The organism is Streptomyces sp. NPDC047022, from assembly GCF_040644155.1.
Classification (GTDB): domain Bacteria; phylum Actinomycetota; class Actinomycetes; order Streptomycetales; family Streptomycetaceae; genus Streptomyces.
Genome location: NZ_JBEYVV010000015.1, coordinates 1 through 16,216 on the forward strand (window position 1 = coordinate 1; position 16,216 = coordinate 16,216).

Annotated in this window: 17 protein-coding genes; 10 read left to right on the forward strand and 7 right to left on the reverse strand. The window is 69.9% G+C overall.

Annotation, left to right across the window (positions count from 1 at the left end; all coding sequences use genetic code 11):
* Positions 1-346 (forward strand): transposase (locus tag ABZ845_RS17560; protein WP_360979905.1); only part of this gene is annotated, 346 nt, incomplete at its 5' end.
* 159 nt (positions 347-505) lie between these two features.
* Here the strand turns inward: ABZ845_RS17560 and ABZ845_RS17565 are convergent.
* The 4 genes from ABZ845_RS17565 to ABZ845_RS17580 form a co-directional block, all read right to left on the reverse strand.
* On the reverse strand, positions 506-691 hold the full coding sequence (locus tag ABZ845_RS17565) for a hypothetical protein (RefSeq protein WP_360979908.1): 186 nt from the start codon (positions 689-691) through the stop codon (positions 506-508).
* Between the two features lie 125 nt (positions 692-816).
* Positions 817-1,401 carry a DUF6233 domain-containing protein gene (locus tag ABZ845_RS17570; protein WP_360979911.1) on the reverse strand — a complete coding sequence of 195 codons (585 nt, stop codon included), beginning with the start codon at positions 1,399-1,401 and terminating at the stop codon, positions 817-819.
* A 326-nt stretch (positions 1,402-1,727) separates the two neighbouring features.
* Complete coding sequence (locus ABZ845_RS17575; protein ID WP_360979914.1) at positions 1,728-3,107, reverse strand: hypothetical protein; 1,380 nt, start codon at positions 3,105-3,107, stop codon at positions 1,728-1,730.
* A 336-nt stretch (positions 3,108-3,443) separates the two neighbouring features.
* Positions 3,444-3,632, reverse strand: a complete 189-nt coding sequence (locus tag ABZ845_RS17580) for a hypothetical protein (protein ID WP_360979917.1) — start codon at positions 3,630-3,632, stop codon at positions 3,444-3,446.
* 73 nt (positions 3,633-3,705) lie between these two features.
* Between ABZ845_RS17580 and ABZ845_RS17585 the strand changes: the two genes are divergently transcribed.
* Entirely contained in the window at positions 3,706-4,359 is a 654-nt protein-coding gene (locus tag ABZ845_RS17585) for an HAD family hydrolase (protein WP_360979920.1), read from the forward strand.
* On the opposite strand, the gene ABZ845_RS17590 is transcribed toward ABZ845_RS17585, so the two are convergent.
* Positions 4,349-5,572: a helix-turn-helix transcriptional regulator gene (locus ABZ845_RS17590; RefSeq protein WP_360979923.1), complete on the reverse strand. Its 1,224-nt coding sequence runs from the start codon at positions 5,570-5,572 to the stop codon at positions 4,349-4,351. The two genes, ABZ845_RS17585 and ABZ845_RS17590, sit on opposite strands and share 11 nt — an antisense overlap.
* Before the next feature lie 189 nt (positions 5,573-5,761).
* On the opposite strand from ABZ845_RS17590, the gene ABZ845_RS17595 reads away from it, so the two are divergent.
* The 6 genes from ABZ845_RS17595 to ggt all read left to right on the forward strand — a co-directional run bounded on the left by ABZ845_RS17595 (position 5,762) and on the right by ggt (position 10,948).
* The gene (locus tag ABZ845_RS17595; RefSeq protein ID WP_360979926.1) at positions 5,762-6,127 is read left to right on the forward strand and encodes a hypothetical protein; all 366 of its coding nucleotides are present in this window, start codon (positions 5,762-5,764) and stop codon (positions 6,125-6,127) included.
* On the forward strand, positions 6,124-6,447 hold the full coding sequence (locus tag ABZ845_RS17600; protein ID WP_360979929.1) for a hypothetical protein: 324 nt from the start codon (positions 6,124-6,126) through the stop codon (positions 6,445-6,447). The genes ABZ845_RS17595 and ABZ845_RS17600 overlap by 4 nt, the downstream gene beginning before the upstream one ends.
* A 339-nt stretch (positions 6,448-6,786) precedes the next feature.
* Positions 6,787-7,029, forward strand: coding sequence for a DUF397 domain-containing protein (locus ABZ845_RS17605; RefSeq protein WP_360979932.1), 243 nt, complete (start codon positions 6,787-6,789; stop codon positions 7,027-7,029).
* A gap of 72 nt (positions 7,030-7,101) precedes the next feature.
* Positions 7,102-7,620, forward strand: coding sequence for a hypothetical protein (locus ABZ845_RS17610; protein WP_360979935.1), 519 nt, complete (start codon positions 7,102-7,104; stop codon positions 7,618-7,620).
* Positions 7,621-7,632: 12 nt separating this feature from the next.
* Positions 7,633-8,535 (forward strand): cupin domain-containing protein, encoded by a 903-nt coding sequence (locus ABZ845_RS17615; RefSeq protein WP_360979938.1) that lies wholly within the window; start codon positions 7,633-7,635, stop codon positions 8,533-8,535.
* Between the two features lie 607 nt (positions 8,536-9,142).
* Positions 9,143-10,948 carry a gamma-glutamyltransferase gene (gene ggt / locus ABZ845_RS17620; protein ID WP_360979941.1) on the forward strand — a complete coding sequence of 602 codons (1,806 nt, stop codon included), beginning with the start codon at positions 9,143-9,145 and terminating at the stop codon, positions 10,946-10,948.
* A 200-nt stretch (positions 10,949-11,148) separates the two neighbouring features.
* Here ggt and ABZ845_RS17625 read toward each other — a convergent pair whose 3' ends face one another.
* Positions 11,149-13,797: an ATP-dependent Clp protease ATP-binding subunit gene (locus ABZ845_RS17625; RefSeq protein WP_360979944.1), complete on the reverse strand. Its 2,649-nt coding sequence runs from the start codon at positions 13,795-13,797 to the stop codon at positions 11,149-11,151.
* A 338-nt stretch (positions 13,798-14,135) separates the two neighbouring features.
* Between ABZ845_RS17625 and ABZ845_RS17630 the strand changes: the two genes are divergently transcribed.
* Entirely contained in the window at positions 14,136-14,753 is a 618-nt protein-coding gene (locus ABZ845_RS17630) for an NmrA family NAD(P)-binding protein (protein ID WP_360979947.1), read from the forward strand.
* Positions 14,754-14,825: 72 nt separating this feature from the next.
* Here the strand turns inward: ABZ845_RS17630 and map are convergent, their stop codons facing one another.
* Positions 14,826-15,635, reverse strand: a complete 810-nt coding sequence (gene map, locus ABZ845_RS17635) for a type I methionyl aminopeptidase (RefSeq protein ID WP_360979950.1) — start codon at positions 15,633-15,635, stop codon at positions 14,826-14,828.
* A gap of 73 nt (positions 15,636-15,708) precedes the next feature.
* On the opposite strand from map, the gene ABZ845_RS17640 reads away from it, so the two are divergent.
* Positions 15,709-15,966, forward strand: coding sequence for a helix-turn-helix transcriptional regulator (locus ABZ845_RS17640; RefSeq protein ID WP_360979953.1), 258 nt, complete (start codon positions 15,709-15,711; stop codon positions 15,964-15,966).
* Positions 15,967-16,216: the final 250 nt, after the last annotated feature.

A 16,216-nucleotide genomic window follows, 5' to 3' on the forward strand; every position in this document is an offset into this window, starting at 1 on the left:
TCTGGTCCGTGAGCGGCCCGGTCTGCTGCTGATCACCGACAAGGGCTTCGCGTCCAAGCCGTTCGAGCGGTCACTGTCCGCACAGGGCATTACGCAGCTGCGCCCCTCCCGCAAGAAGGAGGTCCTGCGTCCGGGCGAACCGATGCTGAAGAAGGTCCGCCAGCTCATCGAGTCGGTCAATGACACCCTCAAAGGCCAACTCGACCTGGAACAACACGGCGCACGCAGCCACGAGGGCGTCGCCGTGCGCGTCGCTCAGCGCGTGCTGGCGCTGGCAGCCGCAATCTGGCACAACTTCCAGACCGGCCAGGCGGTCAGCCGCTCACTGACCGCCTTCGATCACTGACCGTATTTGGACAGACTCGTCTAGTGTCTGTCCGATGGGTCGGCGTCGGTCAGAAGGACACCAACGCGTGCATGCCGCCCTCACCGCAAGTTTGGTGAGGGAGGCATGGACAGGAAGGGCCTCAGGAGAAGAGTGGCTATCGCTGCAGCGCCCTGGCCGTCACTGGCCGCGTTCGTCCTGAATGTCGTCCAGCGACTCCGGCCGTCCCTGCTGCTTCCGCTCTTGCTGCTGCTGGCGCGCCTTGTCTTGCGTCTGCTGGCCGCGCTGCTGGGCCTGCTCCTTGGCGTGCTGGGCCTTCTGCTTGGCCTGCTGCGCCTTCTTTTGCATGTCGTCCTTCATACCCATCGGGATTCACTCCTTGAGTGGGGTAAGCCCAGGCTGGCATCCAGCCGTAACCGCCGCATCCCGAAACATTACGATCCGTGACAGCGCCTCGAACGTTCCCTTGCAGCGGGCCCATCGGACACGCTCTAGTCCAGCAATCCCAGCTGGGTGTCCGGCCGACAGAACGGACACGGCTCGAGGCCGCTGGCGATCGCGTTCCGCGCGGCGTCAGCGGGTGCCAGGCGGGCGAGTTTCCCCGCCTGTCGGCAGTCGCTGAGGTGCACGAACGACGGCTGAGGCCCAATCGCGCGTGGGGCGTCGGCTGATGACGTACCCGGTCTGCTGGGTGGGGGCCGCGATGGCGGGGCGGCTGGGCGGTGGCGGGGCCGTAGGTCTCGGCGCCTGGCCGCGCTCGGCGAGCTGGAGGTGGCGCAGCACTTCGTCGCGCTGCAGCCGCAGGTAGATGCCGACGCTCTCGCAAGCTCGCCGACCGCAGCGGCAGTGCGGCTGCCAACCTCACCGAACGCCTCCGCACGCTGCCCCCGCCCATCGACGCCCACGGACAAGCGCTTACCGGCTGATCGGCGCGCGGTCAGGCCCCGGCTGGTTCTGGGTGCCGGACCGCCTTCTTCGCTGCCTGTTCGATCTCGTACCGCGACGCGTCGACGTCGTCCCTGGCCGCGTACTCGGTGACTGCGGCCTGAAACGCCTCGGCTGCCTTCCACCAGCATTGCCACTGTGCGGCGTACTCGTCGCCGGCGAGGCCGGTGAGCTTAGGCCGTCGGCCCCCAGCGGAGGCGGCGGGCCGACGGAGATCCAGTATCGGGTTGCACCCTAGCCCGGCGGGCTTACGACGCTCGATATGGGGCTGCCTGGCGTAGAGACTTGCGCCCTTTCGGCAGCCATGAAGCCTCACACCTGTCCCGCGTCCCGCGCCTCGGCCGACCGGTTGGCGGGACGCGGCGCTCGGGTGGCTCCTTAGCCCACGCAGCGCATCTGTGGCGTGCCCCGCGCCCGGGGTCGGTCGGCGCGGGGCACGGGGCTGTGGGTGTCGTCTTCAGTTCATGCAGCCGGTGACGGGTGCGGGGCTGAGGAGGCAGTTGGTGGGGGTGTTGCCGGTGAAGGCGGATCCGCTGGTGTTGGTGATGGCGACGGTGGTGTAGATGCCGCCGGGCGCGGGGGCGATCGGTGCGGTGTTGTTGTTCACGGTGGAGTTGGTGAGCGCGGCCCACGTGCCGCCGTTGTTGTAGATGCCTGCGGTGGCGGAGCCGGTACCGGTCACCTTGTTGGCGTCGATATGGGAGGAGGTCACGAACACGGTCACGCCGTTGTTGGAGTTTTCGCTGTAGAGGCCGCCGCCCTGGGAGTAGCGGCCGGAGGCGAGGTTGCCGGTGACGGTGGTGCCGTTCTGCAGGGTCAGCGTGCCCGTTGAATTGACTGCTGTTGCCGCGATTCCTGCGCCCTGGCCGAACGGGCCGATGAGTTGGTTGCCGCGGGCCTTGGTGCTGTCAAGGGTGAGCTGGCCTTCCCTGACGAAGATGCCCGCGCCCCGGTTGCTGCTGCCGTCATTCGTGAATCCGGTGACGGTGTTGCCGCTGATCGTGGAGTTCGTGATCGTGCCTGTCCCGCCGCTGCCCGGATCGAACAGGATTCCGCCCCCGCTGAAGGTGCTGGCCGTGACATGGTTGTCCGCGATCGTGGTGCCTGCGATGGTCAGCGGGCCGGAGCCGTTGTAGAGGATGCCGCCGCCGGTTTGTGTCGCGGTGTTGTGGCTGATGGTGCTGTTCGTGATGGTCTCGGCTTGGCCGTTGGTGACGATGTCCAAGCCGCCGCTGGTGCCGGTGGAGCGGTTTCCGGTCACGGTCACCGAGTCGAGGGTCACCGTCACATTTCCGAAGGCATCGATGCCGCCTCCGTTGTTGCTGGCCTGATTGTCGCTGATTGTGCCGCCGGTGAGGGTGAGCGACGCATTGGCCCCTGCGAAGATCGCACCGCCGTCGGCGCTGGCCGTGTTGCCCTGGAAGTTCACGCTGGTAGTGATCAGGGAACCACCAAGGTTGACCAACACCCCGCCGCCACTGACGGTGTTGCCGTTCATGACAGTGAGGGTGTCCATGGTCAGGGATGTGCCAGCGACGTCGAAGATCCGGAAGTTAGTGGTGGCATTGGGGTCGCGGCGGATGGTGGCGTTGTGGCCGTGGATCACCAGCGGCGCCGTGACGGTGGGGAGCTGGCCGTCTGCGTCGGTGAGGGTGTAGACGCAGTACGAGGTCAGGTCCAGGATGTGGTCGTTCAGCCCGCCGTTGGAGTCGTTGATCGCCTGGATCAGGGCCGTGTCCGAGCAGGCCACCGGCGTATTCGCGTGCGCCGGAACCGCCACCGCTCCTGCGAGCAGCACACCCGCCGCCATTCCGAGACCCACACTTCGCCGGCCCATTGGCTGTCCTCCGCTGACTCGCCCGCTCGTCCGATCCGCCAGTGCGGAACGGCAGCATCCGAGCTAAGCAGGGCGAAAGGCAATCAAAGCTGACATGCCGTCATAAATTGGGCAGCCATTCGATCAGCCCACACCGGCCCTCCGGACCCCCAGCCCGCTCCTGCGGCAACATTTTCCTGCGGTGGGCGGGGTTGTGAGCCGGGCGGCGCACAGCGTGATCGCGTGCCGTCCCGGCGGCACACTCAAAGGTGATCAATTCGTCGGGTATGTCCACGGCCAGATCCTATGCGGTACCGCTGCTGGCTTCGGACTCGCAGGGCCGTCGGGCGGCGGGCGTCACGCCGCTTCGACGGCGTGCGGTTTGGCCTGGACAGCGTCAGCCCACTCGACCACGAGCAGGTCGTATGCGGCTCGCTCCTCGTCCGTGAACGGCCGCCCCCACGCGCCTTTGGCCAACGCGCGGATGTCCTTGTTCACGTCCGCAGCAGAGCGCACGGTGCCACGGCTCGCAGCTTCAGAGGACATGGAACAAGCGTAGGGGCTGGCACTGACAGAGCCCCATGGTTGTGCGTGGATTCCGGCCGATACGCTCGGCGGCATGATTCGCGCTGTGATCTTTGACGTCGGCGAGTGCCTTGTAGACGAGACCACTGAGTACGGCACGTGGGCCGACTGGCTCGGCGTCCCCCGCCACACCTTCCACGCCATGTTCGGCGCCGTCATCGCGCAGGGCCGGGACTACCGCGAGACGTTTCAGGAGTTCCGGCCGGGGTTCGACCTGTACGCGGAGCGAGAGGCTCGAGCCGCGGCCGGGAAGCAGGAGCACTTCGACGAGACAGACCTCTACCCGGACGTCCGCGAGGCCCTCGCAACGCTCCGCGCGGACGGACTTTGGCTGGGCATCGCTGGAAACCAGACGGTGCGTGCCGGGCGAATCCTGCGCGAGTTGTTCACCGGGGACGTCGATCTGATCGGAACCAGCGACGACTGGGGTGCCTCCAAGCCGGACCCCGCGTTCTTCGACCGCGTGGCTGAGGTCGTCCCGGCCGAGGTGGACGAGATGCTGTACGTCGGCGACCGCATCGACAACGACATCCGCCCTGCCGCGGCGGCCGGCATGCACACCGCGCTGGTGCGTCGTGGCCCGTGGGCGGCGATTCAGTGGCACACGGAGGAAGCGGAGAAGTTCCCGACCTTCAGGGTCGAGAGCCTCCTCGAACTGTCCGGACTGATCGCACAGTTCAACGCGTAAGCGCGCTGACGGTCGTCGACCACCCGTACAGGCGGTCGTCCAGGTCCCGGACGCAGCGTTCATGCTGGTGTGGCGCCAGCGCGCGTCGCACCTCCCGCACTCGGTCCATGCCCATCGCGTACCAGGTCCGCTCCAGCTGGTCGAGCGCGCGCACCGCGTAGTCGCATGAGGCCTCAGGCTCGCCGGCCGCGGCTTCCACGGCGGCGAGGTCACCAAGCACCACGGTGCTCTGTTTTTCCTCGTTGGGGTCGAGTGCGTCGAGGACTCCGAGGAGCGTTGTCCGGGCCTGCGGCAGATGCCCGGCCTTGAGCTGCGTGTTCCCTTTGAACGCGGCCAGCCGTACTGAGGAGAACCAGTCAAGCCAGGCGGGCGACTCATGCTCGGTGCCGCGCGCGAGGATGTCCTCGGCGTGCCCGATCAGGTGTAGCGCGGTCCTCGTGTTGCCGCAGCGGGTCTCGCACTCGGCTTCGACCGCGTCGAGCCAGGCGAGCAGCTCGGCGGACACGGGGCCACGGCGGGCGTAGGTCCGCGCGGCCACCATCCGCTCGACAGCCGCCTCCCGCTCGCCCACCCAGGCTGGGATGAACGCGGTGTGCGCCAGGACCGCGCTGCCCAAGAGCGGATCGTCAGCCTCGCCCGCAGCCTGGAGCGCCCGCAGCAGGGTGTGTCCCGCGCGGTCGGGTTCCCGCATGTCGAAGAACTCGATTCGGCCGGCCAGTAGGTAGCTCTCGGCGAGCGCCGCCGCTGTGCGTGCGCGGGTCCGGCCCGCGGTCTCGGGCAGCAGGGCGCAGCCGAGGGCCGTATGTGCGATCGTCGCGGGGTGCAGGGTTGCTGGCGCGACGGACCAGTACAGGCGCCGGTGGGAGCGGGTGACCGCCTCGTAGTCGTCCGCTGCGGTGGCGGGCTGCACGGTGATGGCTTGCGTCGGGACGGCTGCCAGTCCTGTGGCGGCGGCCGTCGCGGCGAGTACGGTGCGGCGGCCGCGGTCGGTAGCGCCGCCGGGTCGGGTGAATCCCAGGGATTCCAGCTCCTGGCCGAGGAGTCGCGTGAGAGCCTGCGCCACGTCGGGGTGCGGCCAGGGCGGTGTGTCGGACTCCCAGCGGCGGACTTGTCGGACCCCGACGCTGAGAGCGTCAGCGAGTGCCTGCTGGGAGTGGTATCCGGCGGCGAGGCGGGCTGCCTTGAGCCGAGTGTTGCCTGCGGGGCGGGGCACGGCTGCACCTCCACTGTCGTGCGTTCCTTCAAGTGTCGCCGCAGGCCCTCGGATTGGCCAGTTGTAACGCTCAAGGCCTAAGGAAAGTCCGCTTTGCGGCGCCGAGAAGGCCTCTCGAAGCCCTCGAAAGTCGAGTGCAAGAGGGCCAACCTTGATAGCACTTGATCGCTCGGGTCCGAGGAGTCAATCGTGTCGGTCACTCCGTTACTGACTGCCCAGGGGCGCACTCTGCGCGAGGCAGGAGAGGACTGGGACGCGGTGCGCGTACCGCGCCAGCACGGCGTGGCTGCCATCGGGATCCTCGGGGCTCGCTGCGGCGCCGTGCTGGACTACCCCCAACCGCTGTACTTCTTCGTCGCTCGAGGCACCGCCACCGACTGGAACGTCCACGGCACAACAGCAGTCGGAACGGGCACTACCTTGACCATCCCGCCAGCGCGATACACCAGCGGTCCCGGCCCATACTGGCGAGTCTGCCCCGGGGACAGCAACTGGCTCACCGATGTGCACGCGCTCCAGGCGGCTCTCGAGGACTGCTCGGAGGCCCCGGCATGAGCAACGTCGTACACGACATCTCTGGCGGCGTGCTGGAAATGCTCGCACTCCCGGCTCTCGACGGGCTCACCGAGGCCCAGACACGCGGCGCGGTCTGTGTGTGGCACGGCGGGGAGCGTCTCACCGCGGAGACCGCCGTTGACCTCGGCGAGCAGACGGCCCCGCGCTGGTTCCCGCGCGGCTGCCGGGACTGTGTCGCCGGCCGCGCGCACCGCGGGCTCCTCGAGCACGCGTCCCTGTGTGAGCAGTGCGCCGACGAGGCCGCCGAGTGTCCGATAGGGCGTGGCCTGTACCGGCTGGTGCGCGAGTGCCGCCGATGAAGGACTGCGCATATTGCGGCATGCGCATCTTGCCCGGCGAGGAGTACCGCGAGGAGGCCGTGCACGGAGCCACGGGCCCGGGCGGGGCCTACGCCGTCCACGTGAAGCCCTGCAAGCGCGCGCCACGTCCTCCGGGCCAGACGGCTCCTTCCGGCCGCGGCCGCTGAAAACCCCCGCCGTCGCTGTCCGACTCCAGCGCGGCCCACGCAGACCCCCGCCTGGCCATGGCCCGGAAACCGCGGCCAGGCGGGCTCCGCCCTGGCCCCCTCGAGCGCGCAGGGCGGGTGCACGACGGCCCGGAGACCGTCTCTCCGTGAACAGGATGACTGGAGGTCAACCATGGCCAAGCCCAACCTGTACGAACTTCCCGCAGCGGCTGACGCCCCTGCCCGGACGTGGTGCGGCGGCAACCTTGGCGGCGACAACGAGACCTGCGTCCGGACCGAACGACTCGCCGATCTCGATGCGTTCGTCGTCACCGACTCCAAGCCCGAGGGAGCCGGGCATCAACTGCGAATGACCGGCCCGGAGCTCGACACGTTCGCCATCGAGTGGGCCCGCGACCGCAGCCTCTCGCTCTAATCTGAGCGCTCATCCCACCGTGCCCCAGGGTCGCCTCGCTGTTGCGGGGCGACCCATCCCGGAGGATTCATGATGACCACCGCCCTTGAGACACCCCGGCTCACGAGCCAGACGTGGACGGGCCATTGGCATGGCTTCGGCCCGTGGATCGGCGCCCCCGAACGCTACGCCAAGGAGGGCAGTCGGCGGCCACCGCACGAGGTACGGCCCGCCCAGGAAGCGGACCACGGCGCCCGTTACCAGGAGGCTGCAGGCGAGTTCGCCACGTCGAGCCTGCCGCCGCTGATGACCGGGCACTGGCTCGCGAAGCAAGGCCAGGCGTCAGCCGAGCGCACCTGGGCGGACGCCGCAGAGGCTGTGGACTGGCTGAAGCGGCAGTACATCGATGCCCCTCCATTCGAACGGACCGACGGCCTGCGGGCGTACGTCGGCCTGGACGTGAAGCTCGCGTACGCGTCGGATGTCCTCCCTCGGGGAGTGGACGTCACCTGGGTGCACCACACCCAGTCGCGGAGCTTGTTCTCGGCTTCGGTCGTCTGTTGCCCGAACCTCTTTCACCCGGGCGTGAAGTGTCCGGCGTCCCCTCGATGATGAGGAGATCAGATGTCGCTCAGCTTGATGCTGCCCTCGGAGGGGGTGGCTGAACTCCTGGCCGACTGGCCGGACTATCCGCGCGTATACGAGCGCGGTGCGACCGGGCTCGACAACCTCGTCACGCCCACCGTCTTAGGCGAGTGGATCGACACCGGCTGCGTCCCCGCGGCCGAGGTCGCCGTCGTGAAGGCCGGGCCCGCGCTCCACCCGGGCGCGTTCAAGAACGCGGCCGGGCGTACCGACCCGGTCAAGCTGCGCGCCCTCTACGAGCGCGGCCACACGATCCGCCTGGGCAACCTCCAGCGCGTGATCCCAACCTTCGCGAGCATGTCCAAGGCCATCCAGCAGGAGACCGGCTACAGCAACTACGCCCACGCCTTCCTCACCCCCGCCGGACAGCAGGGGCTGCTCCACCATTGGGATCAGCAGATGGCGCTCATCGTGCAGCTCGCCGGCGTGAAGACGTGGCAGCTGTGGAAGCCGGTGTACGCGGCGCCGATGCGCGAGTATCAGGAGTCCTTCCGGGTGTGGCGGCCAGAGTACATCCCGGACTGGGAGGCTGCCGGCCCGGACCTGACCATCGATTTGCAGGCGGGGCAGACGCTGCTCCTGCCGCGGGGCTGGGTGCACAACCCGCACGCCTTGCACCACGCTGAGCCGAGTGTGCACCTGACGTTCGCGATCCGGGAGCGCACGCCGCTGTGGATCGCCGAGCAGCTGGTGGCCCGCGTGATCGAGGACGCCGACTTCCGTCGGATCGTCCGGCCCCGGGACCTGGAAGGAGCGGCACTCGCCGACCAGGTGGGGACGACCGCGCGGGCGCTCGCAGACTGGCTCGGTCGTCTCGACGTGGACGAGATGGCCGGCCTGGTTCGTGCGGCGGCCGTGACGGAGCTGGATTACACCACTTGACGGTGGCTCCGCGGGTACTTGGGCGTGGGGTCACATCGCCTCTGTGCCGCGTCACACTGGCGCCCCCGAAATCTGGTGTCAGCGGCCATCGACAAGTTGGTTGATGTGCACTGTTGAATGTCGTCGCGGCCGTTTTTGATCTTGCGCCAGAGGCAAGATCCATGCCCCCTGAACCCCGTTGGAGGACTGGAAACCTCTGGCAGGGCGGGTTACACGTTTCAGTTCGGCGCACGCATACCGGTCGGAATACCCTAGAACTTTCGTTCGAGGGTCGGTAAGTTCAACGCGCAACGGCCCCGGAGCAGAGGACCGGAAACCTCTGCCACCCGGGGCCGTTGGCTGCCACCTGGGGTGCCTATCGGTGCTTCACCGTCTCACATACATCTCACAGAACGGATGCGACGGGGCAGCCAACTTGCCGCCCACCTAGCGTTTTCACGGACCCAGTGGACGCAACGGACGCGAACGCCGCCAGGGATGACATTGCGGACGTCGTCGTTCATGGCCGCGCATGATAGCGGGCTCGTGTGGACCGTTGTTCGATGGGACTGACGGGACCGTGAATGTGCGGTTACGCTGCGTGGACGGTCGTCGACTGGAGGTACGAATGCGTCACCCTGTCGCGCGGAATCTGGCGGTACTGGTGGTCTCAGCCGCCGTGGTGTCGGTGGGAGCGTCGGCACCGCCGACCTCCGCCCCGGCCCGGGAGACCCGGAACAAGGTGCCTGTGGCCGTGGGCTACGGCGGCGCCGTGGCGAGCGTCGACAAGGACGCAACCGCCGCCGGAATCGAGGTCCTCAAGCAGGGCGGCAACGCGGTGGACGCGGCAGTCGCCACCGCCGCCGCGCTCGGCGTCACCGAGCCCTACTCGTCGGGCATCGGCGGAGGCGGCTACTTCGTCTACTACGACGCCCGAAGCCGCACGGTGCATACGATCGACGGCCGCGAGACGGCCCCGCTCGCCGCGGACTCCGGGCTCTTCGTGGAGAACGGCAAGCCCCTGGCCTTCGCCGACGCCGTCAGCAGCGGCCTCAGCGTCGGAACCCCCGGCTCGCCCGCCACCTGGCAGAAGGCCCTGGACACCTGGGGCACCCGGCAGCTCGGTACCGTCCTGAAGCCCGCCGAACGCATAGCCCGCGACGGGTTCACCGTCGACGACACATTCCGCTCGCAGACCGCGTCGAACGAGACCCGCTTCCGCTACTTCCCCGACACGGCCCAGCTGTTCCTGCCCGGCGGGCAGCTCCCCGCCGTCGGCTCCACCTTCAAGAACCCCGATCTCGCCCGCACCTATGAGGAACTGGGCAGCAAGGGCATCGGCGCGATCTACCACGGCGACCTCGGCAGGGACATCGTCGCCACGGCCGACAAGCCACGGGTGGACCCCGCTTCGGGCTGGAACGCCCGCCCCGGCAAGCTGTCCGCACGGGACCTCGCCGCATACGGCGCCAAACTCCAGGCACCCACGAAGACCTCGTACCGCGGTCTGGGCGTCTACTCCATCGCCCCCTCCTCCTCCGGCGGCACCACCGTCGGCGAGGCGCTCAACATCCTGGAGAAGACGGACCTCTCCAAGGCGAGCGAGGTCCAGTATCTGCACCACTTCATCGAGGCGAGCCGTATCGCCTTCGCGGACCGGGGGCGCTGGGTCGGCGACCCCGCCTTCGAGAACGTGCCGACCTCCGCACTGCTGTCGCAGAAGTACGCCGACTCGCGAGCCTGCCTGATCAAGGACAACGCGGTGCTCACCAGCCCGCTCGCCCCCGGTGACCCGCGCCGTCCGACGCACTGCGGCACCGGGGGCACCGCCGCCCCGACGACGTACGAGGGCGACAACACCACACACCTCACGGTCGCCGACAAGTGGGGCAACGTCGTCTCCTACACGCTCACCATCGAGCAGACCGGCGGCAGCGCGATGACGGTCCCGCACCGCGGCTTCCTCCTCAACAACGAACTGACGGACTTCTCCTTCACGCCCGCGAACCCGGCCGTCCACGACCCGAACCTGCCCGGTCCCGGCAAGCGCCCGCGCTCCTCGATCTCGCCGACCATCGTGCTCGACCAGCAGCACCGCCCGGTCGTCGCCCTCGGCTCGCCCGGCGGCGCGACCATCATCACGACCGTGCTGCAGACCCTGACCGAGTTCCTCGACCGCCGTCTGCCGCTGGTGGACGCCATCGCCGCGCCGCGCGCGAGCCAGCGCAACGCGGCCAAGACGGAACTCGAACCCGCCCTCTACAACAGCGGTATGCGCGAGCGGTTGGAGGCGATCGGGCACTCCTTCACACTGAACCCGGAGATCGGCGCGGCCACCGGTGTGCAGCGGCTGCCCGGCGGCAAGTGGCTGGCCGCGGCGGAGAAGGTGCGGCGCGGCGGTGGGTCCGCGATGGTGGTGGACCCGGCGCCGTAGGCGCTCCACGGGAACTCCGGTTCATCACCGGCGGGTTCGTGGTGGCCGCTCCCGCTCGCGTGGCGGAGCCGTATGCCGGCAGCGCCCCGTGCCCCTTCGGGGCGCTGCCGAACCGCACCCGTCCGTGCGGCGGTACCCGATCGGGCCGCGGACGGCGGTGCTCCGGTGGTGTGGAGCCGTACGGGCTACACGGATATGGCTCACTCGGGAGGGCGGCCGGTCTCGTCCCCGATTCCCCCGGGGCGGAGCGGGCCGTCCTCCTGCTGGGCCGCAGCCTGCCACCACCCCGGCGCCGAGGCCGCCTCCGGCTTCGCGGCGGGCGGCTCGCCCCGGAAGGCGAGCTGTCCCTCCTCGACGTCCACCACGACCGCGCCGTCCCGTTCGATCCGGCCGTCCAGCAGCAGCCGGGAAAGCTGGTTGTCGACCTCCCGCTGAATGGTGCGGCGCAGCGGCCGGGCGCCGTACTCCGGCTGGAAGCCGCGCTGAGCGAGCCAGTCGACGGCCGCCCCGGTGAACGTCACATCGATGTCCTGGGCGTGCAGCCGGCGCCGCGTCTTGTCGAGCATGAGGTCCGTGATCTGCCGCAGTTGCGCGGCCGTCAGCTGCCGGAAGACCACGATCTCGTCGATGCGGTTGAGGAACTCGGGCCGGAAGTGCTCCCGCAGCGGGCGCAGGATCTGCTCCCGGCGGGCCTCCTCGTCCGCCTCCGCGCCGCCCGAACCGAACCCTATGGACGCGCCGCGCCGGGTGATCGCCTCGGAGCCGAGGTTGCTGGTCATGGCGACGACGGTGTTGGTGAAGTCCACCGTGCGCCCTTGGGCGTCGGTCAGGCGGCCGTCGTCGAGGACCTGGAGCAGGATGTTGAAGACATCGGGGTGGGCCTTCTCCACCTCGTCGAGGAGCAGCAGCGAGTAGGGGTGGCGTCGCACCACCTCGGTGAGCTGCCCGGCCTCCTCGTGGCCGACGTACCCGGGAGGGGCGCCCACCAGCCGGCTGACGGTGTGCCGCTCCTGGTACTCGCTCATGTCGAGGCGGACCATGCGCTCCTCGCTGCCGAACAGCACCTCCGCGAGCGCGCGGGCGAGTTCGGTCTTGCCGACGCCGGTCGGTCCGAGGAAGAGGAAGCTGCCGATCGGACGGTCGGGGCTCGACAGCCCGGCGCGCGAGCGCATCACCGCGTCGGCCACCACGGCGACCGCCTCGTTCTGCCCGACGACCCGCTGGTGCAGATGCTCTTCCAGGCCCAGCAGCCGCTTCTTCTCCTCCTCGGTGAGCCGGCTGACCGGGATGCCGGTGAGCCGTGAGACCACCTCGGCGACGGCTTCGGCGGTCACCTCCAGATGCTGCCCCTCGTCGGCTTCGGTGTCGCCGGAAGCCTGGTCGATCCGGTCCTTGAGCTCGGTGATGCGGTCCCGCAGCCGGGTCGCCTGCTCGTAGCTCTCGTCGGCCACCGCCTGGTCCTTGTCCCTGGTCAGCCGTTCGACCTCCCGCTCCAGGGCCCGTACGTCCGTGCCCTTGGTCCGGGCGCGCAGTCGTACCCGGGCGCCCGCCTGGTCGATCAGGTCGATGGCCTTGTCCGGCAGATGACGGTCGGTGAGATAGCGGTCCGACAGCTCGACGGCCGCGACCAGCGCCTCGTCCGTGTAGCGGACCTGGTGATGGGCCTCGTAGCGGTCGCGCAGCCCGCGCAGGATCTCGATGGCGTCCGGGACGGTCGGCTCGGGAACCAGGATCGGCTGGAAGCGGCGGGCGAGCGCCGCGTCCTTCTCTATCCTGCGGTACTCCTCCAGCGTGGTGGCGCCCACGATGTGCAGTTCGCCGCGGGCGAGCGCGGGCTTGAGGATGTTGCCGGCGTCCATGGAGCCGCCCTCGGTGCCGCTGCCCCCCGCGCCGACGACGGTGTGCAACTCGTCTATGAACACGATGAGTTCGTCCGAGCGCGCCCGGATCTCGCTCACGATGCTGGTGAGCCGCTCCTCGAAGTCGCCGCGGTAGCGGGTGCCCGCGACCACCGCGGTCAGGTCCAGGGCGACGACCCGGCGGCCGAGCAGGATGTCCGGCACGTCGCTGTCCGCGATGCGCTGGGCGAGCCCCTCGACGATGGCGGTCTTGCCGACGCCCGCGTCACCGATGAGAACCGGGTTGTTCTTGCCGCGGCGGGAGAGCACCTCGATGGTCTGCTCGATCTCCTCGTCCCGGCCGATGACCGGATCGATCAGGCCCTGACGCGCGACTTCGGTGAGGTCGCGGCCGTACTTGTCCAGGGTCGGGGTCGAGGAGGGCCGGGGCCGTTCCTGGCGCGTCTGCGTGGCTTCCGCGCCGTCCGCGGGCAGGGTGGAAGGCGCGTAGTGCGCAGAGTGCAGGATGTGCCCCGCGGCGGAGTCCGGGTTGGCGGCCAGGGCGCTGAGCACATGCTCGGGGCCGATATAGCCGGCGCCGCTGGCGCGGGCCAGTTCGTGCGCGTCCAGCAGGGCGCGCTTGACGGCCGGCGTCAGGGACAGCGAGGTGGGCGGCTGCGTCTCGCCGGGCCCCTGCCGGGCCGGGCCCGCGCGCTGGTCGATTTCCGTGGCCAGCGAGTCGGGGTCCGCGCCCGCGCGGCTCAAGAGGCTCCGGGTGGGTTCCGCGGACAGCGCGGCGCGCAGCAGATGCTGGGTGTCCAGGTCACGGCTGCCGTGCTCGGCGGCGTACTGCGCGGCCCCGGCGACCAGCTGCCGGGCCGGCTCGCTGAGCAGCCGTCCGAGGTCGACCTGCCGGGGACCGGGGCGCTGCCCGCCGCCGAAGATACGTGCGAAGAACTCTGCGAAGGGGTCCGAGCCGTAGCCCTGCGGACCGTTGAACCCGCTGGTCATGGCATTCCGTTCCGGCGTCCCGGGGCCCGGGACACGCTCGCTGATCGACGTGCCGGTGCCGGTGCCGGGTGCCCGGGCGGGGCCCGGTCACACCTGCCGGGTCCTGTCGCAGGCATCGCGGGGCAGGCGGGGAATGACGACAGGGCCCAAGGCGCGCCCGGCGCTCGTACCACGATGGCACGAACGCCGGGTGCGCGCAGTGCGAAGGCGTGGACGCCGGGTGCGCGCGGCGCGCAGCCCTCAGGTACATCCCGTATTGCTGCGCGGCGCAGTAATCCCCGATGATATCTGCGTCACGCAGTTAATGTGTCACGCAGTAAATCGTTCCTGGGGGCCCCATGCTCACCGTCGCCGTCACCGGGGCCACCGGAGCCCAGGGCGGGGCCACCGCCCGCGCCCTGCTCGCAGCCGGCCACCGGGTACGCGCGCTCACCCGCCGCACCGATTCGCCCGCCGCCGATGCCCTGCGCGGGCTCGGCGCCGAGGTGTGCCGCGCCGACTTCGACGACCGGCCTTCGCTCGAGGCCGCCCTCGCCGGGGCGGACTCCCTGTTCGCGGTCACCACCCCGTTCGGCGCGGGCGCCGGCACCGGCACCGAAGTCCGTCAGGGCGAGTCCCTCGTGGACGCCGCGGCCGAAGTCCATGTCGGGCACGTCGTGTACACCTCCGCCGCCCATGCCGACCGGGACACCGGTGTCCCGCACTACGAGAGCAAGCGCGCGGTCGAGCGGCACCTGCGTGCGGCCGGGGTGCCCTGGACGGTGATCGGCCCGGCGGCGTTCATGGACAACTTCGCCACCGGCTGGACCCTCGACGGGCCGACCACCGCCGGCCTCGACGTCGACGCCGCCGGGCTTCGGCGCGATCACCCCGACGTAGGCTGGCACAGCTTCACCGACTGGGCCGCCGCTCAGGACTGGCCCGCACTCCTGGTCGGCAAGCCCGCGCGTCACTGAGTCCCGTGCGGGAGTGCCCTCGTACCGATCGGTCACTTGCTCAACCGTGCGGCGTGCTGCGGGAGTTCGGGATCAGCGGTGCTCGCGGCCCGGCGCGGGGAGACGACCGGGCTCCTGCCGGGCCGTGAGGATCCGCGGGCCCTCGTCCGTGATCGCCACCGTGTGTTCCGTGTGCGCCGCGCGGGAGCCGTCGTCGGTGCGCAGCGTCCAGCCGTCGCGGTCCGTGTGGAAGCCGTCCGTGCCGCCGCCGATGAGCATGGGCTCGATGGCCAGCGCCATGCCGTGCCGCAGCCGCATGCCGCGCCCGGGCCGCCCCTCGTTGGGGACCGACGGGTCCTCGTGCATCCGGCGGCCCACGCCGTGCCCGCCGAAGCCGTCCGGGATGCCGTATCCGGCGGCCCGGCACACCGAGCCGATCGCGTGGGCGATATCCCCGATCCGGTTGCCGACCACCGCGGCTCGGATGCCCGCCGCGAGCGCACGCTCCGCGGTCTCGATCAGCCTCAGATCCTGGCCGCGGGGCTTGCCCACGACGAAGCTGATCGCCGAATCGCCGACCCAGCCGTCCAGGACGGCGCCGCAGTCGACGGAGAGGAGGTCGCCGTCGCGCAACCGGTAGCCGCCGGGGATTCCGTGCACGATCGCGTCGTTGACGGATGCGCAGATGACGGCGGGGAACGGCGTCGGTGCGAAGGCCGGCCGGTAGCCGAGGAAGGGTGACCCGGCGCCGGCCTCGCCCAGCACCTGGCGGGCCACCTCGTCCAGTTCCAGGAGGGACACGCCCACGTCCGCGGCCTCCCTGACCGCGGCGAGGGTCCGGCCGACCACTTTTCCGGCTGCGTGCATGGCGTCGATCGAGAGGTCCGTCTTCAGTTCCACCATGCCAATTACTATACCGCTTGACTCCAATTACTATACCGGTCCGGCGGTGGGTGTCCGGTATTAGAATGGGCCCATGGTGCGCAACCCGCTGACCCCCGAAGAACGCGAACGAGGCGAACGGCTCGGGCGGTTGCTGCGCGAGGCCCGCGCGGACCGCAGCATGGCGGAGATCGCCGCGGGCGCCGGTATCTCCGCCGAGACGCTCCGCAAGATCGAGACAGGACGCGCACCGACTCCGGCCTTCTTCACGGTCGCGGCGCTGGCGAGGGTGCTCGGCCTGTCTCTGGACGAACTCATCGGACGGTGCGCTCCGGCCGCGTTCCCCGCTTAGCGGTGCCGCCGGATCCGCCGTCCGGGTGTGCCGCCGGATCCGCCGTCCGGACCTTTCGCCCGGGTCGCTGTTCGTGGGTGCCGCCCATTGCGTCGTCGCCGACAATCCGACGACTCACCCGCAGGGGTGCGAAACATGATCGACTCAGCGGGTTCACGACGATGGTCTTGGCAAGGCTCTCCCGGAGGCTTACGTTCAAGCGTCTACGGCCTGCGTCTACGGGCGTAGAGGCTCTCTGACGTCCCCGCGT